This window comes from Serratia sp. Je.1.23.a, from assembly GCF_051129805.1.
Classification (GTDB): domain Bacteria; phylum Pseudomonadota; class Gammaproteobacteria; order Enterobacterales; family Enterobacteriaceae; genus Serratia; species Serratia liquefaciens.
The window spans coordinates 240,005-260,737 of sequence record NZ_JBCPSR010000007.1 but is presented as its reverse complement, the minus strand read 5'-3'; the positions used below and the strand labels follow the sequence as shown (position 1 = coordinate 260,737).

Sequence of the window (20,733 nt, the reverse complement as noted above, 5' to 3'; positions counted from 1 at the left end):
ATTAATCCTCTCGGGCAAAAAGTGCCTCAATAAAATCGTCAGCCTTAAATGGCCGCAAATCTTCGATGCCTTCCCCAACGCCGATATAGCGAATCGGGATACCGAACTGATCGGCAATGGCGAAGATCACCCCGCCCTTGGCGGTACCGTCCAGTTTAGTCAGTGTGATACCGGTTAAGCCCACGGCTTCATTAAATAATTTCGCCTGGCTGACAGCATTCTGTCCGGTGCTGGCATCGAGAGTCAGCATAACCTCATGGGGGGCCTGGTCGTCCAGTTTTTTCATGACGCGGACAATCTTCTTCAGCTCTTCCATCAGGTGCGCTTTGTTCTGCAAACGCCCTGCCGTATCGGCCAGCAGCACGTCGATGCCACGGGCCTTGGCGGCCTGGACCGCATCGTAAATCACCGAGGCGGAATCCGCGCCGGTATGCTGCGCCACCACTGGAATACGGTTGCGCTCGCCCCACACCTGCAGTTGCTCTACCGCCGCGGCACGGAAGGTGTCCCCCGCCGCCAGCATCACCGATTTGCCTTCCGCCTGGAACTGGCGAGCCAGCTTACCGATGGTGGTGGTTTTACCCACGCCGTTCACCCCAACCATCAGAATGACATACGGGTTTTTACCGCCAACATCCAGCGGCTGATCAACTTTAGCCAGAATTTCGGACATTTCCTCCTTCAGCTTGCCGTATAACGCATCGGCGTCTTTCAACTGCTTGCGGCTGGCATGCTGAGTCAGAGAGGTAATGATTTTACGCGTGGTTTCCACGCCGACGTCGGCAATCAGCAACTGTTCTTCCAGCTCTTCAAACAGTTCGTCGTCAATTTTCTTGCCGCGGAACAAGCCGACAAAACCGGAGCCCAAATTTTGCTTGGTTTTCACCAGGCTACGTTTCAGCCGGGCAAAGAAGCCTTCTTTGGTCGGACGCTCCTGTTCCTGAGTGACCGCAGGAGCCAACAGCTCAGTTTCTTTTTCTTCTTCAATAGCCGGCGCGACAATAATCGGTTCCAGCGCAACGCTGGCCGACAATGGCTCTGGCTCTGGCTCTGGCTCTGGCTCTGGCTCTGGCTCTGGCTCTGGCTCTGGCTCTGGCTCTGGCTCTGGCTCTGGCTCTGGCACGATAGTAGGTTCAGGCTCAATTACTTCCAGTTCGGGCACCATCACCGGTTCCGGTTCAACCACTTCCGGTTCTGGCGCAATAATCGGCTCTGGCGTAACCACTTCGGGTTCTGATACCGCGGTCGTTTCTGGCTTAGGCTCGATGACAAGTTCGGGTTCAGGCTGAACCACGGCCACAGGCACGGCAATCTCTTCCGCTGCCGGCTGTTGCTGTTCTGCCGCCACCTGTTCAGTAAGGGTGACAATCTCTTCCGCCAGCTTTTCTGCCGGGGCAGTGTGTTCGACGATCGCCGGCACGCTTTCTGCAATATGCTCGCCGGTCAGACTGCCGTCCCACTCCCCAGGCGTCTCTACGGAAGCGGCAGGTTCAGATTCCTGCGCGGGGAGCTGGTCATCCAGCTTGGGAGCGACCGGTTCAGCCGGGGTCTCCACGGCCTGATTTTCCGCCGCTTCTACCGGCGTCTCAGGTTGCTGTTGCTCTTCTTCCTTCTGGCCGAAGCCCAGCCAGGAGAAAAACCCGCGTTTCTTATCTTTTGCCATGTTATGACTCTACTCCGTACCGAAGGCTTGCTTATGCTGACAATAATTCGCCGAGTCTATCACTTTCCCTCGTTCAGCAACACGCATCCGGCATGCTTTCCACTGTGAAATCAGGCAACAAAGTTTTACCGTTTCCCCCGGCGCCTCTCACCGGTAGAATAGAGGCAACTTATCGCCAACTCATTCGGCCTCACCGCCAGAAAACAATCAAAGCAAACCTATGACAAGACTATCGCCACGGGCATCGGCAAAAAAACCGCCTCAGGCTGCGGCCGGGCAGATCCGCATTATCGGTGGCCAATGGCGCGGGCGAAAACTGCCAGTACCCAACAGCCCCGGGCTGCGTCCGACCACCGATCGCGTTCGGGAAACCCTGTTCAACTGGCTGGCGCCGGTGATCCAGGGCGCACGCTGCCTGGACTGCTTCGCCGGTAGCGGCGCACTCGGCCTGGAAGCGCTGTCGCGCTATGCCGGCAGCGTCACGCTGTTGGAGTTTGAACGCCCAGTGGCGCAGCAACTGGAAAAAAATCTGGCCCTGCTGCAGGGCAATGGCAAGGTGGTCAATACCAACACGCTAAACTGGCTGGCGAACTCTGCTCAGCCGTTTGACGTGGTGTTTCTCGATCCGCCATTTCGCAAAGGCTTGCTGGCTGAAACCGTCACGCTGCTGGAGCAACAGGGCTGGCTGGCCGATGAGGCCTGGATCTATGTAGAAGCCGAAGCCGAAAGCGCCGCCGCTGATGTCCCGGCCAACTGGCAATTACACCGTGAAAAAGTCGCCGGCCAGGTGGCTTATCGTCTTTATATCCGTTCGCAAGAGAAAACCGAAAATGCTGATTAATCTGGGTCGCCTGCTGATGCTGTGCGTGTGGGGCTTTCTGCTCTCCAACCTGTTTCACCCCTTTCCCAAGCCGCTGAAATATTTCATCGACGTGGCGCTGTTCTTTATGGTGGTGATGCACGGGCTGCAGCTGGTTCTGTTGAAGTCCACGCAACCGAAAGATCAGCCGATAAGCTACTGGCAAGAAGCCAAGATCTTCATCTTTGGCGTATTCGAACTGCTGGCCTGGCAGAAAAAACAGCCGCCAATCAAAAGAAAATAACCCCACATGGGCACCGGGTCCGGTGCCCTACGGCTGGGCAGTAAAGGAGACAAACCGCGTGCCCTGCATGCTCAACGTGCCCTGTGCGCCTTTTTCAATCGGATTATACTGCCACGGCTTCAACCGCAGCCGGATCTCCTCGCCACCGCGCTGCGGGCTAAACACCACCTCATAATGCATCGGCTCATTGACCAGCGGCTCACGCTGCGGTGCCCGGGTCTTGGCGACCGGAAACTCACGTTTATCACTCACCGTGACCTGCAAACTGCGTACCGGCGCACGGTCGTTATCCGCTTCAATACGGCGCTGATTGAAATAGCGGTGCGTCGCCAATACGGCGATCAACGCGATCACAGCGATAAAAAACAGCGGTGGCTTACTCATCTTACTTCCCATCTCCACGCGGTGAAATCAGCGTAAACATAGCACAAGCCCTAAACTGACACCGCTGTTGCCTGGGACAACCCCATGCATAACATTGATTAGCGGCTTATTACGAACGGCTCTTCAGCATGATGGGTTATGTCGAGTAACTCCCCAAGGGAGTATGAGGAATGTTGATGCCTGCATAGCGCAGGATATCCAACAGGCGATTTTCCCCCTGGTGATGGAATAGCCGCCGATCGCTACTGGCACCCAGCTTGCGCAAGGCATGGGCCTTATGTGAACTGATGGTTTTTTCACTTCGCCCCAACCGCCGCGCCAGTTGCTTTTGCGGCTCGCCATGCGCCAACGCGCTGATAACCAAAAGCTCTTTTTGCGTCAGATGACAACAGACGCGCATCTGGGTCCGGCGGTGTTCAGCCAAAAAATGATGATGTCCCAGCCGATGACGCAACACCAACAGTGAGTTCAACTCGGTCGGACGCAGCGTTTTTTGCAGACAAACCGGCAGTATCATTTTGGAAGATAAACCCGACAAGAAAGGACTATAACCGTCGCTCCACATCAGCCAGGTCACATTAGCGTGCTTCTTCCAGAATCTCCCACGGAAAACAAAGAAGTCATCCAAGCTTTCATCGTGTCCGTGGGTATCTGACAACAACAGGTCGAGCGGTTGTTTGTGCAACAGGCCGCGCAATTCCGACAGCCGGTCAGTCACCCCACAAACCTCATACTGGGCGGGGAGTGACGCAAGCACCGCCAGGACTCCGTGCCGAAACCAGGGATTCGGCTCCATAACCATCACTTTTAGAGGTGTCATTGTTTCTCCTTAAACCTGGGGCCGTGACGACCACCGTACGATATTCCACTTCAGCCACCCCGCCCTGTGGCAAAAACAGCTGATCCAACAGTTGCCTACCGGCCAGCCGGTGCAACATGTCACAGAAACGATTAAGTTCGCAGCGTTGGACGCGGGTCAATGGAGGACTGACATCGGTTTCAGGGCCAATTCCCCATTGAGCGAAGCGATCGCTCAGAACATGGAAATAACGCCCGGCATGGTTCGCAGGCGAAGCGTCGAGTATTTTGGCGTCATGACGGCATTGTGCCAGCCGCTGAGGCAATGCGTTCTTCCCACTGCGACCAATAAAGGACGTCGGCAAGCCATTCAACAGCGTGCCAGCCTCAGCTTGAGGGAAAAACAGCACGCCCCACAACAAAGTCACCGCCACCCTAACAGTGAGCGTAATGACCTGAGGGCATAAGCACTTGTCGGTAAATTGTTTTAAGAGCCGGCTTGACCAAGCGCGGCCAACCATTAAATACCGCCGAATTTCAGTGCGCACCAAATTACCCCCCACCCAAAGATGCCGCATACCAGCAACATGGCCAACCAAGTGTAGCGGCGGATGTGTTTATCTCTGGCTGAGGGCAACATCAGGCAACCTCCTTGTTGGGCATAAGCGAGAACCATACAGCAACGCATGGAGTTCTTGATCGCGATGCACACCCAGTTTGCGCATCGCGCTACGTTTATGGGCACTCAGGGTCTTCGTCGTAAATCCCCCCGTTGGCGTAACGAGGTGTTCAAGCGCATCACAGACAAAATGACTGAGGACCTGTAACTCCGGCCAACTGAGAGCAATCTCCGACGGCGTCCGACACAGCAGGCCCTTGGCCATAAAAGCCGGATGCCCCAACGCCTGACGTTTCAGCAACAAATCGTGCAACTGATGCGGCTGCAGATCGTGCGGTAGGCACAATGGCCCTTCACTCGGCCTCAACGGGCTCAGAGTGGTTAGCAACGGTGTTAACGGTTCGCTGTACAACAGCCAGGTAGTATTGAGGTCGAAACGCAGATAGTGGGAATAAAACAGGAAAAAATCGCGCAGTTTGTCGCGATGTCCGCAGAGCCCAGTGATAATGATATCTGCTCCGTCTTGCGATAACGTCTGTCGCAGAGTCAATAGATCGTCGACCACAATTAACGATGCGATCGCCTGACGGGTAAGTGCTAACACTTTCAGGGTGCCTTCTCGCACCAGCCCCGGCGCCATCATCACGACCACGCGCAAACGCGATGGAAAAGAGGTAGCTGACATAAGGGAGTCCCTCTGCTGTAGATTCAGAACTGCTGGTGATCGGCCTGATAACGTTGACGCACCAGCAAATGAGTGGCTGGATGAGCACAGTGGTGATAGCGTAGCCGGGCATAGTGACGTTCGTTTTCAGCCAACAAGGGCGTTTCACTAAGGCTACGCCACAATTCGGCGGCCTTGTGCAACGCACACAGCCAATCTTCTACACCGTAAGCCATCCCGCTGAGTTGCATGATGCGCCGTTCCAGGCTGGCGGCTTTGCCAGCAACGGCACGGGCGGCCTTGCGGGTGAGTATCGTGGGTGCTGCCATCGCGGTTAATTCATGCTGCATGGTGGTTTTTACTCCTCCTGTCAGATCAACTGCCGCCATTTATTCGCAAAGAAAATAGATGCGTAAAAAAATGGAAACAGGCTATTTTCTCTCCAGTAAGATCCTCATACGGCATCGGGTCGGAGAGGCTATATGGAGCCAAAATAATGAAAACTCGAAAACACCTCACTCTCGGTGAAATAAATGACATCCTGCTTGCCACGCACATTGGAAAACATCCGGAGCGTGACCGTTGTTTAATACAGATGTGTTTTATCCACGGGCTGCGCGCCAGCGAAGCCTGTCAGTTAAAAATATCTGATATCGATCTGCGCGATAACGTGATTTATATCCGCCGCCTGAAGAACGGTTTTTCGACCGTGCATCCCTTAGCGCAAGATGAGCTGCCGCACTTGTTGTGCTGGCTCAATTTGCGCGACAAGTGGCGCGATGCTGACAGCGAGTGGTTATTCCTGTCGCAAAAAGGCGGCCAACTGACGCGCAAACACGTGCATTACTTGATTAAACGCTACGGCGAGGCCGCCAATATTACGGTGGCATCGCACCCACATATGCTGCGACATGCCTGTGGCTATGCGCTGGCGGATTCGGGCGTCGACACGCGTTTGATTCAGGATTATCTGGGTCACCGGAATATTCGACATACGGTGATATATACCGCCAGCAATCCCAATCGCTTTATTGGATTATGGCAAAAAAAGTGAGGTGGAAAATAGGTCATTTTGGACCAAAGTGTTACATATCTTAGTTTTGTACGATTTCAAGTCAATAAGAATACCCCCGTTTTTACGCAACAATTTTATTTCCTTCAATATCAACAACCCACTAAACAAAATAAAAAAGGCTCACCGAAGCGAACCTTTGTTAAATAAATTAACGCAATTAAACAGCGAAGCAACGTCATTTTATTTTCAGATACATACACTGACAAATCCGTCAGCGCCCCACTAAAACTAAAACATTAGCCCGCTGGAACGCCTAAAAACAGATTAATTATCTGAATGTCACATTTTGGTCCAAAATGTCGCATTTTCAGCTCAAAAAAAACAACGCATCACACTGAAATAAAAGGAGAAAATAAAAAATAACTTTAATTATTATACCAAATGGAAATTCTGCATCTTTGCACCGGTCCCCTTTAAAACAGCAAAGGTGGAAATACTGGTGGAAACATGCACGTGAAGAAAATACGCAATAGTGACGACAGATTCACTCTTGTTTTTTTCAAGACACCCAACACGGGTTTCAGCATTAATCGGAAGCACCGGGCGCAAGAAAATTTATCCATGGCAAAGCCACCCCAACAACTATTCATTGTACAAGGAGACAGGGGGTTTTATGAAGCTTCAGCATGACGAGAATATCACCCTGCCGGAAACGGTAGCGCACCTGGCCGAACAGCCGTTATGTCGCATTGTGGCCACCTGGGGGTTGCTGCAAAACCACTATCTGAATCGTCAGCGCATCATGCAGGCCTTTAACGTACCGCGCCGTAAAGCGGGTTACATTCTGCGCTATATCGTTCACAGCCCTTGCATCACCTGCGACCAACACGTTTATACGCATCCGCGATCGCACCGCCAGGAACTGCGGGTCTGGATCCGCACGGTAAGCCAACCTCTGCCATTACGAACAAAGAGCACCAGGGTGCGCAATGTAGACAGGCAAAGCGTCTGGGCACAACTGCTTCAACGGCCGTGGAGCGAACTGCATCTGTGATAACAGGCCCTTTTCGCTCCCCTAATTAGAGAGGTTGCCTATAGACAACTTTTTCCCATCGGGGCCAAGCCGTGATGACATGAACAGCGTTGCGTCTAACCGGCCCCGACTTTTTCAAACCAAGGGGAATGACCCTGTCTTGACCAAAAGAACCTTGTATCACCTGGAGCGGCTTGCCTGGAACCTGATGCTTACCCTCAGTGCACTACTCTGGTGTCTTTTTGCGCTGCTGCTCTACTGGTTTTTTTAACCCCGGCGCAATTTTTTCATTTGATTGCAGGAGAGATGATATGCGTTTGACCGTTAACGATCGCACCGGCTATTTCCCCGCTCCCAAAGAGCTGGACCTGCTTCGTAATATTGCCACGGCGGACAGTCTGCCCAGCATTGTTCTCAAACTGCACCCCGCCGCCGAAAGCGCCGTGCGGCTAGAGCCCCTGCCCCATACCGGCGGTGTCAAATGGCTACCGCTGCTGTGGCAACTGGTGGTGCTGAAGTCTTGCCGGCATGACCTGAAACTGAGTCTGCAAGCACCATTTTCCACCCCCGCATGGCACCGTCTGTTAGGCGTGCTGAACATCTCTCCCGATCTGTCCACCAAACAACCACAGAGCCTGCCACTTTTGACGCTAACAGAGAGTCGGGTGTTGCTGACATTGCTTGGCGGCATGCATCCCTGGCAGCTGGCCGCCCGCATGAACCGAGATATTCGCACCATTTCCAGCCATAAAAAACGGGCCATGGACAAAGCCGGTTTGCAACACAACGGCGAACTCTATGCGCTGGGGGCGCTGCTTTACGGCCCACAGCATGCGACCGCGCAGATTGCCTTACCGGCAGCGGAACAGCAGGTGTTGACCGCCCTGCTGCGCAACGGCAGCGTCACGGCGACCGCGAAGTTGCTGGGGAAAAGCGTCAAAACGGTGAGTGGCCAAAAACTCAATCTTATGCGCCGACTTAATGTGCCCCATGAGGTGGCACTGTTTGCCGCCGCCGAACACTACAATACAGAGCAAAAAAAACCACCCCCAGTCATGCTGAATAAGTATCAAATATTCAGCCAATGACCTAATAGGAATAAACCGTCGCTTAATTATCACACTGTTGCCATTTCGCGCGAATTAAGCCCTGGCCGAAAGTTAAAATTCAATTCTTTTGAATCGTTGGGCATTGCTGGCGGTATAGAGTACCGTATGCTGAATATTCCGGTGGCCGAGATAGTCTTGTATCAGTCGGGTGTCCATACCTTTATTTGCCAGGCTATAACCGCAGGCGTGACGCAACATGTGGGGATGGGCAGGTAATTCGAGACATGCCGCTTTGCCGTAATCGCGGATCAGTCGGTAGATTTGCTGGCGCGATAGCCGGCCGCCCTTGCGCGACAAAAACAACCAGGGCTGGCCGGCATGCGGGCTGTCTTTACGATCATCCAGCCAGCGTTTAAGCATCAGGGTCTCATCCGGTTGTAATGGGTGCTGAACCGACAGACCATTCTTCAGTCGCGAAATAAAAACCCGCCGCTCGGCGAGTTCTATATTGTCCAGCGTCATACGGCTTAACTCGCTGGCCCGCAAACCGTGAACAAAGCACATGGTGATCATACAGCTGTCCCGTACCGAGTTTAGTCCTCCCTTTATATTTTTTATCATTTTTTTTATTTCTGATTCATTCAGATATTTTCTTATTTCCAATTGCATAACTCCCCAGAAACATCATGTATCAAGCAGGACCGATGGCGGGTTTAAAAAACAGCCAAAAATGCAAATACAGTTACCCAACTGTGCTAAATAATAATGAGACTCTAAGATTAATCCTTAGCTATTATTGTCACGCGCAGCATTAATTACTAATTAATTAGCATTCGCATCGAGCAGCTATGGCTCTCAGAAAATGATCCGCAACGGTAGAGTAGCCATTGTCAGTAAGTTTTTCCGAAAAAAACCACGTCCCCCTTTCTTACTCTGCAAATAAGTTACAGTTCATCAGCAAGAAAGCATTGTCGATCGCAGAGGCGCTGCCTACACTGCAAACAGAAGTGACGCTGGTGACAATTTGGAGCCGGAAGCTACGGTTCCCATAATGAATAAGGAAGACATAATGAGTTGGCCGTTCCTTGCCGTATTCTTTTCCGGTTGGCTGTTCGTCGATGCCTCCTACCGTGGGCCTCGCTGGCAGCGCTGGGTGTTTAAGCCCATCACTCTGCTGCTGTTGTTATTGCTGGCCTGGCAAGCGCCGGTGTTGGGGCCTGCAGGGTATCTGATCGTCCTCGGCCTGCTGGCAACCTTAATCGCCGACACCTTGCTGCTGCTGCCGCGCGAACGCGTGCTTTACGCCATCGGTGCCTTTTTCCTGTCGCACTTGCTGTATACCCTGAGCTTCGCCAGTCAGATGACCTTCAGCCTGTTTTGGCCGCTGCCGCTGGCGCTGCTGATTATCGGCGTGCTGTTACTGGCAACAATTTGGACGCGACTGGAAGAAATGCGTTGGCCGATCGCCACTTATGTAGCGATGACGCTGCTGATGGTGTGGCTGGCGGGTGAGCAGTACTTTATGCGCAGCACCGATTTCGGTTTCTCGCTGCTGGCGGGCACTTCACTGCTGCTGCTGGCCAACGTGGTGTGGCTGGTTAACCGCTATCGCTGGACCTTCCGCGCTGCGGATGCGCTGGTGGCCTTCTGCTATTTCTCCGGCCATTTCCTGATCGTACGTTCGCTGTATCTGTAAGGCTGCTCAGGGCGGGTTCGACTGCCGAACCCGCTGTTGTTATACCAGCGCTTTCAGCGTCAGTCCGTCATCCGCGCCAAGCTGGTTGCGGTAAATATCGCCATCGCGCGAGAAGAACGCCAGCGTACTGCCATCCGCCCGCAGCAAAGCGATGCCGTCCGGTGCCGGGCGCCAACCGACCACCTCGGCGGTTAACACCTTTTCCAAACAGTGCTGCCGATCAACCAAGGAGTAGCCGTTGATTTCACTCTGTTCACCGGCCAAAAACTCAATCTGACATTGTTGTTCGGCATTGGCGACCTGCCATTGCCCCGCCAATGATTGCGCGCTGGGAAGAACCAAACTGCTGGCCATAACTGCTCCCGTTACCATCATACCGCCCACGACTGCAGCGACGTGCGTCACCTTGCCCTTCATATCGGCTCCTGTATAACGCCCGGCCAACCGGCGCCGGGCGTTACCGCCTGCACTGTTAAACGATAAAGTCAGTGGCGACGTCAACCTGGCCGACGATTTTCACCAGGAAGTCCGGGGCCTGATGGCCACCGATATTCAGGGCCAGATCGCTGACGTTATTCGACGCATTGTAAGACAACAAGGCTTCGCCCGCTGCGCCACTGAAATGATCGACGAAGTGGATCTGATCGCCACCCTGCGCGCCCTGATTGAAGAATGACAGGTCGATTTTATCGATGCCTTTCTGGAAATCCTTGATCCAGTCGGAGGCACCCGGCGCAGAATCGCTGACCGCAGAGAAGACAAAGGTGTCTTTGCCCGCACCGCCCCACAGCTCATCAGCCCCACCACCGCCGAACAACACGTCGTTGCCCGCGCCACCTTTCAACACGTTGTTGGCCGCATTGCCGACGATCACGTCATTGCCTGAACCGCCAATCGCATTCTCGATGGTCACACCTGCGGCAATGGACACGTTGCCTTTCAGCCCACCCACGTCGGAGAAAGATTTCTCGTTCAGATTAATACGCTGGTTAGCGGTGTAACCGGAGAAATCGAAGGTGTCATTGCCGCCCGCATCCCAGGCCGCAAAGATCACTTTTTGCGAATTGCTGGTGGTGCTGAGGAAGTCACGTCCGGTATTTGAGTTGAAGCCATACACGGTATCGCCGGTACGGGTGGTCTGGTTGGCACCATACAGATGCTGAATAGCGGAAATGTCATCCAGCAGTGGCGCCGCAGCGTAGTGCCCGCCGTTATCGCCACCGGTGTTGGTTTCGCTCCAGTAACTCATCAGGCTGAACTCACGAGTATCTTCGGCGTAGCTGGCATCTCTGTAAGTCGGGTTGCCTTCGCCGGCGTTGTAATCGCCCGGATGGCTCAAGCCCAACGCATGGCCAATTTCGTGGGTAAAGGTCTGGCGGCCGTAGTCTTCGCTGGCCGGATGTTTCACGTTGGACTGGTTGACGTTGTACCAGGTCTGCCCGCCCAGGTTTTGGCCCTGATAAATGGTGTTCGGCAGGAAGGCGTAAGCCTGGGTATCGTAGTCATAATGGCCGGGACGATCCTGGCTGTAGTTACCGAAGGTGATATTGGCCTTCTGGCCGGCACCAACTTCGGTAAAGGTGATATTGGCCACGTCAGACCAGGACTGCAGCGACAGCTTAGCCTGCTGCTGCTGTTCCGCGCTGAATTTGCTCAGTCCGGTATCGCCGGCGACGTTGGTGGAAGAGAATTTATAATCCGGGAAAGAGAACGTTAATTTAACCGGTTGGCCAAAAACTTTATAACCGTTCCAGGTTTGGTTCTCGCGGGTAATAAACAGCCCGGCTTGTTCGGTAGAAAATGAGTCCTTGCCATTAACCTGAATCCCGTTGCCTCGCTCATGATAATGCAGCAAATCATCTACTGCATTGTAAGCGGAGCTCGCAGCCGCAAGGCTGGATTCAGTAATTTCAATTGCCTTTTTAGTAGATTGCATTGGTTCGATTCCACTCATTAGCTGATTGTTTTCAATCAGACAGATAGACATAACCTGCCAGGAAGCCACGGAGAACGAACCGCACGCTTACGGGAAGGAGTTTATGCGCCGTTGCCGGCAGTGTGTTAGAGAGAATTAATGCATATATATCAGCAAATAAGATTACCACCATAAATGGTAATCGATTCCAATTATAGGCAGCAGTGTAAAACTGCACATAAAATAATCAGCCATTTATTATCGTTTCGAAGGCGATTTATGCTGGTTTTTTGCGTTATTTACAATATTAATGAAACTTAAATGCCATGAGTTGGTAACAAACTCCAACAAAAATGCGGCCTGCAGAGCCAAGCGAATCGTGCTGGGATTTAGACGGCTAAAAGTTAAATTTTGCTAAAGCGTTATAGATTAATAACTCTTTATTATTAGCCGCCGGTACTTTTTAGTTCCCGCAGGAATAACATTTTCTTTTTTTGACTAATCATCTCGTGCTTTCCGGGTCTTTCGCGCTCGTCGCCTCCTGATAAACGACATGGGAAAAAAGAAATACCCCAATTCTCCCTCCGGTGCGCCATTAGCAATAATTCTCATCCGTCGCTTGACTCTGGAGTGGACTCCAGGGTGTAGAGTTGGTTGCAAGAAGCTCATTAACTGCCCTGAGGGGGGACGTTATGCATAACCATGAAAATCACAATCATCAGGAACATAACCATGCCGAAGGTGGCTGTGGGTGCAATCACAGCCACAGCAAAACCCAGCACGGTTGCAGCAGTGAAAAACAAAACGCCGTCAACCCTGGCGAACACACTCATGCTCACGATCATGGCGCCAGCTGTTGCAGCGCTGACGATCATGGGGATCCGGACGAGGAAAGTGACAGGCTCGCTGCCGCCCCTCTCTCCGGCAGCGAGCGCTACAGTTGGAAAGTCACGGGTATGGACTGCCCCAGCTGCGCTAAAAAGATTGAAAATGCCGTCACTGCCATCCCGGGTGTCGTAAATGCACGGGTGTTATTCGCCACCGAAAAGCTGGTGGTAGACGGCCAGTCGAACCTTAGCCTGCGCATCCAGGACGCAGTGCAACAAGCCGGGTTTACCCTGCTCGGCACCCAGGCAAACCAAGCCGAGCCGCCTAAACCTTCACGCCTGGGGGAATTCGGCCCGTTGCTGCTGCTCACCGCGCTGATGATCGTCAGTTGGGCACTCAGCATGGTCAATCCAGAGCTGAGCCGCATCGCCTTTATCGCCACCACGCTGGTGGGGTTGGCACCGGTCGCCACCAAGGCGATACGTCTGATCCGCTCCGGCACGCCGTTTGCCATCGAAACGCTGATGAGCGTGGCAGCCATCGGCGCGCTGTTTATCGGCGCTACCGCCGAAGCGGCCATGGTGCTGTTGCTGTTTATGGTCGGCGAAATGCTCGAATCCTACGCCGCCAACCGCGCCCGTCGTGGCGTGAAAGCGTTGATGGAGCTGGTTCCTGAAGATGCCCTGCTGCTGCAGGGTACCGAGCGTAGACGCGTGCCGGTCTCCAGCTTGCGTCCTGGCGATGTGATTGAAATTGCCCCCGGCGGTCGCCTTCCGGCCGATGCCGAACTGCTCAACCCGTTCGCCAGCTTCGACGAAAGCGCCCTGACCGGCGAGTCGGTCCCGGTCGAACGTCAGCAAGGTCAGAAAGTGGCGGCGGGCAGTTTGTCGGTCGATCAGGCCGCGCAGATGAAGGTGATTTCCGAGCCGGGCAAAAACGCCATCGACCGTATACTGCAACTGATTGAGGAAGCCGAAGAACGCCGTGCGCCGATCGAGCGTTTCCTTGACCGTTTCAGCCGTTACTACACCCCGGCCATTATGCTGCTGGCCATCGCGGTAATTCTGGTGCCACCGTTGATGTATGCTCAACCCTGGGATGTCTGGATTTATCGCGGCCTGACCCTGTTGCTGATCGGCTGTCCTTGTGCACTGGTGATTTCCACTCCGGCAGCCATTACCTCCGGACTGGCGGCGGCAACCCGTCGCGGCGCGTTGATTAAAGGTGGCGCGGCGCTGGAACAGCTCGGCCAGGTGCAAACCATCGCCTTCGATAAAACCGGTACCCTGACGGAAGGCAAACCGACGGTGACGGATGTGCTGCCGCTCAACGGCATCAGCGAACAGTCACTGTTGATCCTTGCCGCAGCGGTAGAAGCTGGCTCCCATCACCCGTTGGCGCAGGCCATTATCAATCGCGCCGAACAATATGGTGCTCCTTTGCCGCCGGCACAGAACCGTCGTGCGTTGGCCGGCGTCGGTGTGGAAGGCATTGTCGACGGTAAAACCGTACTGATCAGTACACCGGCCAAACTGGCTGCAGGCTTGCTCAATCAGCAAGGTGCTAACCAGGTGGAACGGTTGGAAAATGCCGGTAAAACGGCAGTAGTGGTACTGGAAGATGGCGTGCCGATCGGCCTGCTGGCCCTGCGCGATACGCTGCGCAGCGACGCCAAGCAGGCGATTGCCGAACTGAATGCGTTGGGGATCAACGGCGTAATGTTAACCGGCGACAACCCTCGTGCCGCCGCAGCGATTGCCGCCGAGCTGGGGCTGGACTACCGTGCCGGTTTGCTGCCGGAAGATAAAGTGAGGGCGGTAACCGAGTTGAGCGAGTTACGCCCAACGGCGATGATCGGCGATGGCATCAACGATGCGCCGGCAATGAAAGCCTCCAGCATCGGTATTGCCATGGGCAGTGGCACCGACGTGGCGCTGGAAACCGCCGACGCGGCGCTGACGCACAATCGGCTGCTGGGCGTGGCGGAGATGATCCGCATCTCACGCGCTACACACGCCAATATCCGCCAGAACATCACCATTGCGTTGGGGCTGAAAGGGATATTCCTGATCACCACTCTGATGGGTCTGACCGGGCTGTGGCTGGCAGTGCTGGCGGACTCTGGCGCTACCGCGCTGGTCACCGCCAACGCCCTACGCCTGCTGAAGAAACGTCAGTAATAAGAACCACATATCAGGATGCCAGCAATGGCATCCTGATTCACTTAGCCGAAAAATAACACCGGCAAGTCGCACGTAATAACCATAAAACCAGCATGCCTTTCTATATTCTTCCGCCACCTATTCCTGAAACCCGATAAGCCTACTTAACTTATCAGAGTCATGGCCGAATGAATGAAACCGCTATATTTTAAAATCCTGAACCTGATCGTCGTCCCTTTTATCCCTACACTGGCTCTGGCGCAGCAGCCTGATTCTGCCGCCACAGAGCAACTCATTGATAGCGCCGATCGCCCCCTTTTCACCACCCCTAACGCCTTACCCGCAGCCCAGCATAACGATGCGCCCAAGGCAAAACCCCAGCCTGAGCATCGCCTGTTGCCGATTTGGGGGGATGAAGCACGCGCCCGTGGTTATGATCTGCCGGAACCCTTCGGGATCGGCATCAACTACATGAACATGCGGCAAAATATCGATGTCGACAGTATCCAATTTTCCGGCCTCAGCCTGGGTAAAACTCCCTTGCCATCCAATTTGTTCAACATTGACGTGGGCAAAACTCGCGAGAAAAGCAAAACGGAAACCATGCGTCTGGACACCTGGGTACTGCCATTCCTCAATGTTTACGGCATCATCGGCCATACCAAAGGCAGCTCGCTGTCCCAGGTTTCCGTAGACGCCGATCCCAGTCAACAAAAAGGCTTCCTGAACAAGGTTATCGCGGGTCAGGTGCACCGCATGAATCAAAGTGGGCAACTGCGCGATCTGGATTTTAAGCTCGATTTTAAAGGCACCACTTACGGCGCCGGTTTCACGCTGGTTGGGGGATATGAGAACTGGTTCACCTCGGTCGATACCAACTACACCCGCACCAATTTCGATATCCTTGATGGTCAGATTTCCGCACTGACGGTGTCGCCTCGGGTAGGTTACCGCTTCTTGGTGCCCGGTATCAGTGGCCAAACCCATCTCAACCTGTGGGTCGGCACCATGTATCAGGACGTCCAGCAGAGGTTCAAAGGCAGCCTGAGTGATTTAAAAATGCCAACCGAACTTCAGAGCCTGATGATGATGGCCAATCAGCAGGGTGAAGGCCGTTTTGACGTGAAACAGCACCTGCAATCGCCGTGGAACGTACTGATTGGCACGCAATACGAGATCACCAGACACTTTAACCTGTTGACCGAATTTGGCTTTAGCGAACGTAACAGCTTTATGGTCTCCGGTGAATATCGCTTCTGATGGCAATATCGATCCGCAGTTTGCCGCTGGTATTGTTGGTTCTGCTACCCGGAGCTCACGCTACTTTGTTGTCACGCCAGCAAATAGATGAAATGTTGGCCCCTTTGGGGTCTAACAACCAATTCGACAGCAGCAAAGCCATCGATTGGGGAGTCTTGCCCGGCCCGTTCTATACGCCAGAACTCGGTCTTGGTATCGGTACCGCCGTCGTGGGGATATATCGCCCGGACAGCCAGGATAAAGTCAGCCAAAACTCGACGCTGGCGTTAAAGGGCTTTTTCAGCACCACCGGTGCCTTCGGCGTCGGTTTCCAAAACCACAGTTTTTTCGCTGACGACCAATGGCGTTTTTTTGCCGACGGCTCGTTGAATAATATGCCCACCTATTTCTGGGGCACCGGTTACCAGGCTGGGCATAACAACGGCAACAAAGAAAAGTACACGCAGCAGGCATTCCAGATAGCCCCACAGCTGCTGTATCGCATTGCCAATGCCACCTACGCGGGGGTTGGCTGGGATTTTTCCTCGACGCACGCCAGCAAAACTGATGAGGATGACAGCAGCCTGTTAAGGGCCCAAAAAGCCGGCGTTTCATCGCTAAGTTCAGGAGTCAGCGGTTCGCTGAGTTACGATACGCGCGACTTCGTTTCTAATGCCAGCCGTGGCCAGTATCTTCGCCTGAGCGACACCTATTTTGCGCCAGAATTGGGCGGCGACAGCCGTTTCAATGCTGTAGAAGGCCAGTACAATGCCTACCACAGCTTGAGTGCGAAAAGCGTGCTGGCGTTAGACGCTTACAGCCGCCTGACGACGGGCGAGGTGCCCTGGGACAGGCTGTCCGGCCTGGGTGACGACAAACGCATGCGCGGCTATTATCAAGGCCGCTATCGCGACAGAAATGTGTTCAGCAGCCAGATCGAATATCGTCGCAAGCTGAACTGGCGCCACGGTTACGTTCTTTGGGCCGGTGCGGGAACGCTAAGTAGCAAGGCTGGCGATTTGGGCCAGGGGCCCTGGTTACCCACGCTGGGAGCGGGTTACCGTTTTGAATTCAAACCGAAAATGAACGTGCGGCTCGATTTTGGCATCGGACGTGGCAGCAGTGGATTTTACTTTCAGGTTGGGGAAGCTTTTTAATGCGCTCTGTTGTACTGCTGGTTTTGTTGTCGTTTACTTCCGCGCTATCTGCCAAACCCGTGGAAACGTTGGTGACCTCGCAACCCATCAACGAAAGCCGTATCGCCTGGCCGGTAGCTACGCCGCTGTCCCCGCCGGATGGTTTGCGCCCCTGCTGTGCCTTTGGCTACAACCTCAAAGCGCAAGTTTGGGGTATCCCAGTCCCCTTTTATCAGTTGGGTAACCTGGTGGATGCCGACCGGCTTGGCCGTCACCACTATAACGACAGCGCTTTCAATGCCGTTAGCAACTTGATGGGACTTGGCAGCGAGCAATTGGGGGTGATGTACACCCGCCGCGGGGGATTTATCGATATCGCTCACGTACGCGACACCGCCGACAATACCCTTTTCCTGTTCAGCCAACTGTTACCCCGATTGGGCCAGCAATGGAATATCGATCTTAGCCCCGAGTTGGCAATACGCCGTATCCAGCTGAACGCCTTTACCCCGCCTCAGGATGCTGCGCAGCGCTATACGCTCGCGGCGTATTTGGCAGGAGAACTCGCCTTTCAAATGGCGGCGTGGCATGAAGTGGCACAGTGGTATGGCTACCAGTCGGTACCGGGGTTTTCGGAGGAGGTCTCGGCTTTTTCACCGGAAGATTTGTATTCCAACCTGCTGGGATCACGGCTGGCGATCGATGCTATCTTGCAGGGGCAGGCGGTTTCCCTAACGGCCTACAACCACGCCATGGAGAATTTGCTCCCCCAGGCCCTGCACCAGCTTGGCGCCGTCTCCATCAGGGCAACTCAGCGGCAGTTTGACGGGATTGACGGCGACTGGTGGGACAGCCATCGCCGGGTACCGGAGAAGTTTCTGGTCTTAAAACGGGATTACACGACCGGCAGCAATCGCCTGCCGGCTCTGCCGCCGTTCGAAAACACCGCCCCACAACGCCTGATGTTACCGCTGCAGATTCAGGGGTTCTGGCTGGCAAAGCTGGGTGAACTGCAACTCTGGCCGACGGATGCGATGCATTCTCTGCCGGTGCCGCCCCACTATTACCGCCCGCAGGATTTCAGGGGGCTGGCAATGCATGCTCGCGCATCGGACGCACAGCAAATACTGCAAAAACGCTAGGCAAAAGCGGCGATTAGCGCTCAACACCTTTACGCAATAAATAGCGGTAAGGCGTTTTTTCAGTTTCCTGCGCCACCAGCGTGTGCTCCATAAAACGGCAAAAACCCGGAATATCGCGGGTGGTGGCCGGATCGTCAGCAATAATCAGCAGGGTTTCACCGTTATCCATATGGCGCACGGTTTTACGCACCATCATTACCGGTTCCGGACAGCGCAGCCCCAGCGCATCAAGCGTCTGGTCGGCCTGGGCAAACAAGTCAGTCATGCAATTTTTCTCGGTCAAAAGCGATCGGCGTACGCTCGCCGCATCTCATTAGCGCCTAGTTTACGCCGGTAGTTTTTCTGTGCAAGATGCGTTAACGTTTGCGTTAAATTTAACCATTGCATTGGTTGCGCAAACGCGTATCATGCGGCCGCGCAGCTTATTTCGCTGCACAGACAAGACATTCTGGGTTCCCTCACCCCACTGCTAAAAAGGCTACAACATGTATTCGTTTACCGCTCGACAGCGCCTCACCGCGTTGGTCTGGCTATCGCTGTTCCATATTGTCATCATTACCTCCAGTAACTACCTGGTGCAGTTGCCGATGTCCATTTTCGGTTTCCATACCACCTGGGGTGCGTTTACCTTCCCATTTATCTTTCTGGCAACCGACCTGACGGTGCGTATTTTTGGCGCCCCGCTGGCGAGACGCATCATTCTTTCGGTGATGGTGCCGGCCCTGTTTATCTCGTACGTCATCTCCACCGTCACCTATCAGGGGGAATGGCAGGGGTTTGCCGCACTGGGTAGCTTTAACCTGTTTGTCGCACGTATCGCCGTCGCCAGCTTTATGGCTTACGTGCTCGGTCAGATCCTCGACGTACACGTTTTCAACCGGTTACGCCAGCGCAGCGCCTGGTGGGTGGCCCCTGCCGCGGCCATGTTCCTTGGCAATATCAGCGACACGCTGTCGTTCTTCTTTATTGCATTCTACAAGAGCAGCGACGCCTTTATGGCCAACAACTGGGTCGAGATTGCGCTGGTCGATTACAGCTTCAAGGTGCTGATCTGCATGCTGTTCTTCCTGCCAATGTATGGCGTGCTGCTGAATATGCTGCTCAAACGCATTGCCGCACGCCAGGGCGACAGCAGCCTGCAACCGAGCTGACCCGTGTTATCATTGGCGGCCTACCCATCCGGAGGCCGCCATGACCGTCACCACCCGCCACGCCACCCTCGAAGAAATTCATCGTCTGTATCAGCAAATCCCCGAATTCGGCAATCTGCACAACCTCAACGATCTGCAACAGCGCATCGGCTCGCTCCCGATGGCCGCACTGATCGCCGAAGTCGACGGCCAGGCTGCCGGTTTCAAACTCGGTTATCAGCAACAAGACCGAGTGTTTTACAGCTGGTTGGGTGCCGTATTGCCGGCTTATCGCCGCCACGGTGTGGCGTTAGCGCTATTGGCCGAGCAGGAAAACTGGGCACGGGCGCAGGGTTATCACCAGTTGAGGGTGAAAACCCGGAATCAGTTCCGTGCGATGCTGATGATGCTTATCAACAATCACTATCAGATTGTTCAACTGGAAAAGAAAGGCGAAGTGGCTGATTATCGGCTATTACTTGAGAAAACCTTGTGACAACATCTGCCTTGCATTTCACCCTGGAATAGGTTGCGATACGGCAGTGAAACCCTACCTGAAAGGAAGAAGGAAGCCCAATGCGTAAAGTAGCAAAATTGATGGGTATCAGCCTGTTAGTGCTTGGCCTCGCGGCCTGCGACGGCGAAACCAAAGACACCAAAGCGCCGGCGGGCGATGCCGCAGCCAGCGCACCGGCCGGGCAACAGGTAAGCTTGCTGGAGGGTAAGCTGGCGTTCACCCTGCCGGTCGGTATGGCGGACCAAAGCGGCAAGCTGGGTAATCAGGCGAACAACATGCACGTTTACGCCGACAGCACCGGCCAACGCGCAGTGATCGTGATCCTCGGCGACAAAACCGCCGACAGTCTGGAAACCCTGAGCAAGCGTCTGGAAGATACCCAGCGCGCGCGTGATGCGAACCTGCAGGTGGTCACCAACAAAGCCATCGACGTAAACGGCGTGCCGCTGCGTCAGTTGGACAGCATCATTACCAGCGGCGGCGAGAAGGCCTACTCCTCCATCCTGATTGGCACGCTGGATAACAACATGCTGACCATTCAGGTGACGCTGCCAGCGGATAACCAGCAGCAGGCGCAAAGTGAAGCCGAAGGCATCATCAAAACGCTGAAACTGAACAAGTAAACTTTTACTGACTCAGC

23 protein-coding genes are annotated in these 20,733 nt (G+C 54.2%); 13 read left to right on the top strand and 10 right to left on the bottom strand.

What is annotated here, in order from left to right:
- Position 1: 1 nt before the first annotated feature.
- Positions 2-1,663 carry a signal recognition particle-docking protein FtsY gene (gene ftsY / locus AAZT04_RS21795; protein WP_434681693.1) on the bottom strand — a complete coding sequence of 554 codons (1,662 nt, stop codon included), beginning with the start codon at positions 1,661-1,663 and terminating at the stop codon, positions 2-4.
- 220 nt (positions 1,664-1,883) lie between these two features.
- Between ftsY and rsmD the strand changes: the two genes are divergently transcribed.
- Together rsmD and AAZT04_RS21785 are read left to right on the top strand one after the other, a co-directional pair.
- The gene (gene rsmD, locus AAZT04_RS21790; protein WP_048762257.1) at positions 1,884-2,504 is read left to right on the top strand and encodes a 16S rRNA (guanine(966)-N(2))-methyltransferase; all 621 of its coding nucleotides are present in this window, start codon (positions 1,884-1,886) and stop codon (positions 2,502-2,504) included.
- Entirely contained in the window at positions 2,494-2,766 is a 273-nt protein-coding gene (locus AAZT04_RS21785; RefSeq protein ID WP_006317223.1) for a DUF1145 family protein, read from the top strand. The genes rsmD and AAZT04_RS21785 overlap by 11 nt, the downstream gene beginning before the upstream one ends.
- A gap of 27 nt (positions 2,767-2,793) precedes the next feature.
- Here the strand turns inward: AAZT04_RS21785 and AAZT04_RS21780 are convergent, their stop codons facing one another.
- From AAZT04_RS21780 to AAZT04_RS21760, 5 genes are all read right to left on the bottom strand, one after another.
- A complete protein-coding gene (locus AAZT04_RS21780) occupies positions 2,794-3,150 on the bottom strand; it encodes a DUF2500 domain-containing protein (protein WP_020824810.1) in 357 nt (118 codons plus the stop codon).
- A 136-nt stretch (positions 3,151-3,286) separates the two neighbouring features.
- The gene (locus tag AAZT04_RS21775; protein WP_161800674.1) at positions 3,287-3,907 is read right to left on the bottom strand and encodes a helix-turn-helix transcriptional regulator; all 621 of its coding nucleotides are present in this window, start codon (positions 3,905-3,907) and stop codon (positions 3,287-3,289) included.
- Complete coding sequence (locus AAZT04_RS21770) at positions 3,879-4,496, bottom strand: hypothetical protein (protein ID WP_153263162.1); 618 nt, start codon at positions 4,494-4,496, stop codon at positions 3,879-3,881. Before AAZT04_RS21770 ends, AAZT04_RS21775 begins: the two co-directional genes overlap by 29 nt.
- Before the next feature lie 69 nt (positions 4,497-4,565).
- Positions 4,566-5,252, bottom strand: coding sequence for a hypothetical protein (locus tag AAZT04_RS21765; protein ID WP_046374723.1), 687 nt, complete (start codon positions 5,250-5,252; stop codon positions 4,566-4,568).
- 23 nt (positions 5,253-5,275) lie between these two features.
- Positions 5,276-5,581 carry a hypothetical protein gene (locus AAZT04_RS21760; RefSeq protein WP_046374724.1) on the bottom strand — a complete coding sequence of 102 codons (306 nt, stop codon included), beginning with the start codon at positions 5,579-5,581 and terminating at the stop codon, positions 5,276-5,278.
- 146 nt (positions 5,582-5,727) lie between these two features.
- Here AAZT04_RS21760 and AAZT04_RS21755 point away from each other — a divergent pair, with 146 nt between their 5' ends.
- From AAZT04_RS21755 to AAZT04_RS21745, 3 genes are all read left to right on the top strand, one after another.
- Entirely contained in the window at positions 5,728-6,285 is a 558-nt protein-coding gene (locus AAZT04_RS21755; RefSeq protein ID WP_048762248.1) for a tyrosine-type DNA invertase, read from the top strand.
- Positions 6,286-6,919: 634 nt separating this feature from the next.
- The gene (locus AAZT04_RS21750; protein ID WP_020824804.1) at positions 6,920-7,300 is read left to right on the top strand and encodes a CaiF/GrlA family transcriptional regulator; all 381 of its coding nucleotides are present in this window, start codon (positions 6,920-6,922) and stop codon (positions 7,298-7,300) included.
- A 290-nt stretch (positions 7,301-7,590) separates the two neighbouring features.
- The gene (locus tag AAZT04_RS21745; protein ID WP_129941173.1) at positions 7,591-8,367 is read left to right on the top strand and encodes a helix-turn-helix transcriptional regulator; all 777 of its coding nucleotides are present in this window, start codon (positions 7,591-7,593) and stop codon (positions 8,365-8,367) included.
- A gap of 72 nt (positions 8,368-8,439) precedes the next feature.
- Here AAZT04_RS21745 and AAZT04_RS21740 read toward each other — a convergent pair whose 3' ends face one another.
- Entirely contained in the window at positions 8,440-8,997 is a 558-nt protein-coding gene (locus tag AAZT04_RS21740; RefSeq protein WP_369982314.1) for a tyrosine-type DNA invertase, read from the bottom strand.
- Between the two features lie 400 nt (positions 8,998-9,397).
- On the opposite strand from AAZT04_RS21740, the gene AAZT04_RS21735 reads away from it, so the two are divergent.
- The gene (locus tag AAZT04_RS21735; RefSeq protein WP_020824800.1) at positions 9,398-10,024 is read left to right on the top strand and encodes a lysoplasmalogenase; all 627 of its coding nucleotides are present in this window, start codon (positions 9,398-9,400) and stop codon (positions 10,022-10,024) included.
- A gap of 39 nt (positions 10,025-10,063) precedes the next feature.
- Here AAZT04_RS21735 and AAZT04_RS21730 read toward each other — a convergent pair whose 3' ends face one another.
- Together AAZT04_RS21730 and AAZT04_RS21725 are read right to left on the bottom strand one after the other, a co-directional pair.
- Complete coding sequence (locus tag AAZT04_RS21730; protein WP_046374727.1) at positions 10,064-10,441, bottom strand: AprI/Inh family metalloprotease inhibitor; 378 nt, start codon at positions 10,439-10,441, stop codon at positions 10,064-10,066.
- 55 nt (positions 10,442-10,496) lie between these two features.
- A complete protein-coding gene (locus AAZT04_RS21725; RefSeq protein ID WP_020824798.1) occupies positions 10,497-11,960 on the bottom strand; it encodes a serralysin family metalloprotease in 1,464 nt (487 codons plus the stop codon).
- A gap of 671 nt (positions 11,961-12,631) precedes the next feature.
- Here AAZT04_RS21725 and AAZT04_RS21720 point away from each other — a divergent pair.
- The 4 genes from AAZT04_RS21720 to AAZT04_RS21705 all read left to right on the top strand — a co-directional run bounded on the left by AAZT04_RS21720 (position 12,632) and on the right by AAZT04_RS21705 (position 18,446).
- Positions 12,632-14,947, top strand: a complete 2,316-nt coding sequence (locus AAZT04_RS21720) for a zinc/cadmium/mercury/lead-transporting ATPase (protein ID WP_262034159.1) — start codon at positions 12,632-12,634, stop codon at positions 14,945-14,947.
- 174 nt (positions 14,948-15,121) lie between these two features.
- Entirely contained in the window at positions 15,122-16,189 is a 1,068-nt protein-coding gene (locus tag AAZT04_RS21715; protein WP_116691456.1) for a hypothetical protein, read from the top strand.
- Entirely contained in the window at positions 16,189-17,325 is a 1,137-nt protein-coding gene (locus AAZT04_RS21710) for a BamA/TamA family outer membrane protein (protein WP_020824795.1), read from the top strand. Before AAZT04_RS21715 ends, AAZT04_RS21710 begins: the two co-directional genes overlap by 1 nt.
- Complete coding sequence (locus tag AAZT04_RS21705) at positions 17,325-18,446, top strand: DUF4056 domain-containing protein (RefSeq protein ID WP_165367007.1); 1,122 nt, start codon at positions 17,325-17,327, stop codon at positions 18,444-18,446. The genes AAZT04_RS21710 and AAZT04_RS21705 overlap by 1 nt, the downstream gene beginning before the upstream one ends.
- 13 nt (positions 18,447-18,459) lie before the next feature.
- Here the strand turns inward: AAZT04_RS21705 and tusA are convergent, their stop codons facing one another.
- Positions 18,460-18,711 (bottom strand): sulfurtransferase TusA, encoded by a 252-nt coding sequence (gene tusA / locus AAZT04_RS21700; protein WP_020824793.1) that lies wholly within the window; start codon positions 18,709-18,711, stop codon positions 18,460-18,462.
- 220 nt (positions 18,712-18,931) lie between these two features.
- Here tusA and AAZT04_RS21695 point away from each other — a divergent pair, with 220 nt between their 5' ends.
- The 3 genes from AAZT04_RS21695 to AAZT04_RS21685 all read left to right on the top strand — a co-directional run bounded on the left by AAZT04_RS21695 (position 18,932) and on the right by AAZT04_RS21685 (position 20,716).
- Positions 18,932-19,597: a 7-cyano-7-deazaguanine/7-aminomethyl-7-deazaguanine transporter gene (locus tag AAZT04_RS21695; RefSeq protein WP_020824792.1), complete on the top strand. Its 666-nt coding sequence runs from the start codon at positions 18,932-18,934 to the stop codon at positions 19,595-19,597.
- 40 nt (positions 19,598-19,637) lie between these two features.
- Positions 19,638-20,072, top strand: a complete 435-nt coding sequence (locus AAZT04_RS21690; protein WP_046374732.1) for a GNAT family N-acetyltransferase — start codon at positions 19,638-19,640, stop codon at positions 20,070-20,072.
- A gap of 80 nt (positions 20,073-20,152) precedes the next feature.
- Complete coding sequence (locus AAZT04_RS21685) at positions 20,153-20,716, top strand: DcrB family lipoprotein (RefSeq protein WP_048762234.1); 564 nt, start codon at positions 20,153-20,155, stop codon at positions 20,714-20,716.
- The last annotated feature ends 17 nt before the right edge of the window (positions 20,717-20,733 follow it).

What these genes read in the sequence shown, in the direction of transcription:
- ftsY (WP_434681693.1), bottom strand. Translation starts at nt 1,663, where the DNA reads ATGGCAAAAGATAAGAAACGCGGGTTTTTCTCCTGGCTGGGCTTCGGC.
- rsmD (WP_048762257.1), top strand. Translation starts at nt 1,884, where the DNA reads ATGACAAGACTATCGCCACGGGCATCGGCAAAAAAACCGCCTCAGGCT.
- AAZT04_RS21785 (WP_006317223.1), top strand. Translation starts at nt 2,494, where the DNA reads ATGCTGATTAATCTGGGTCGCCTGCTGATGCTGTGCGTGTGGGGCTTT.
- AAZT04_RS21780 (WP_020824810.1), bottom strand. Translation starts at nt 3,150, where the DNA reads ATGAGTAAGCCACCGCTGTTTTTTATCGCTGTGATCGCGTTGATCGCC.
- AAZT04_RS21765 (WP_046374723.1), bottom strand. Translation starts at nt 5,252, where the DNA reads ATGTCAGCTACCTCTTTTCCATCGCGTTTGCGCGTGGTCGTGATGATG.
- AAZT04_RS21760 (WP_046374724.1), bottom strand. Translation starts at nt 5,581, where the DNA reads ATGCAGCATGAATTAACCGCGATGGCAGCACCCACGATACTCACCCGC.
- AAZT04_RS21755 (WP_048762248.1), top strand. Translation starts at nt 5,728, where the DNA reads ATGAAAACTCGAAAACACCTCACTCTCGGTGAAATAAATGACATCCTG.
- AAZT04_RS21750 (WP_020824804.1), top strand. Translation starts at nt 6,920, where the DNA reads ATGAAGCTTCAGCATGACGAGAATATCACCCTGCCGGAAACGGTAGCG.
- AAZT04_RS21745 (WP_129941173.1), top strand. Translation starts at nt 7,591, where the DNA reads ATGCGTTTGACCGTTAACGATCGCACCGGCTATTTCCCCGCTCCCAAA.
- AAZT04_RS21740 (WP_369982314.1), bottom strand. Translation starts at nt 8,997, where the DNA reads ATGCAATTGGAAATAAGAAAATATCTGAATGAATCAGAAATAAAAAAA.
- AAZT04_RS21735 (WP_020824800.1), top strand. Translation starts at nt 9,398, where the DNA reads ATGAGTTGGCCGTTCCTTGCCGTATTCTTTTCCGGTTGGCTGTTCGTC.
- AAZT04_RS21730 (WP_046374727.1), bottom strand. Translation starts at nt 10,441, where the DNA reads ATGAAGGGCAAGGTGACGCACGTCGCTGCAGTCGTGGGCGGTATGATG.
- AAZT04_RS21725 (WP_020824798.1), bottom strand. Translation starts at nt 11,960, where the DNA reads ATGCAATCTACTAAAAAGGCAATTGAAATTACTGAATCCAGCCTTGCG.
- AAZT04_RS21720 (WP_262034159.1), top strand. Translation starts at nt 12,632, where the DNA reads ATGCATAACCATGAAAATCACAATCATCAGGAACATAACCATGCCGAA.
- AAZT04_RS21715 (WP_116691456.1), top strand. Translation starts at nt 15,122, where the DNA reads ATGAAACCGCTATATTTTAAAATCCTGAACCTGATCGTCGTCCCTTTT.
- AAZT04_RS21710 (WP_020824795.1), top strand. Translation starts at nt 16,189, where the DNA reads ATGGCAATATCGATCCGCAGTTTGCCGCTGGTATTGTTGGTTCTGCTA.
- AAZT04_RS21705 (WP_165367007.1), top strand. Translation starts at nt 17,325, where the DNA reads ATGCGCTCTGTTGTACTGCTGGTTTTGTTGTCGTTTACTTCCGCGCTA.
- tusA (WP_020824793.1), bottom strand. Translation starts at nt 18,711, where the DNA reads ATGACTGACTTGTTTGCCCAGGCCGACCAGACGCTTGATGCGCTGGGG.
- AAZT04_RS21695 (WP_020824792.1), top strand. Translation starts at nt 18,932, where the DNA reads ATGTATTCGTTTACCGCTCGACAGCGCCTCACCGCGTTGGTCTGGCTA.
- AAZT04_RS21690 (WP_046374732.1), top strand. Translation starts at nt 19,638, where the DNA reads ATGACCGTCACCACCCGCCACGCCACCCTCGAAGAAATTCATCGTCTG.
- AAZT04_RS21685 (WP_048762234.1), top strand. Translation starts at nt 20,153, where the DNA reads ATGCGTAAAGTAGCAAAATTGATGGGTATCAGCCTGTTAGTGCTTGGC.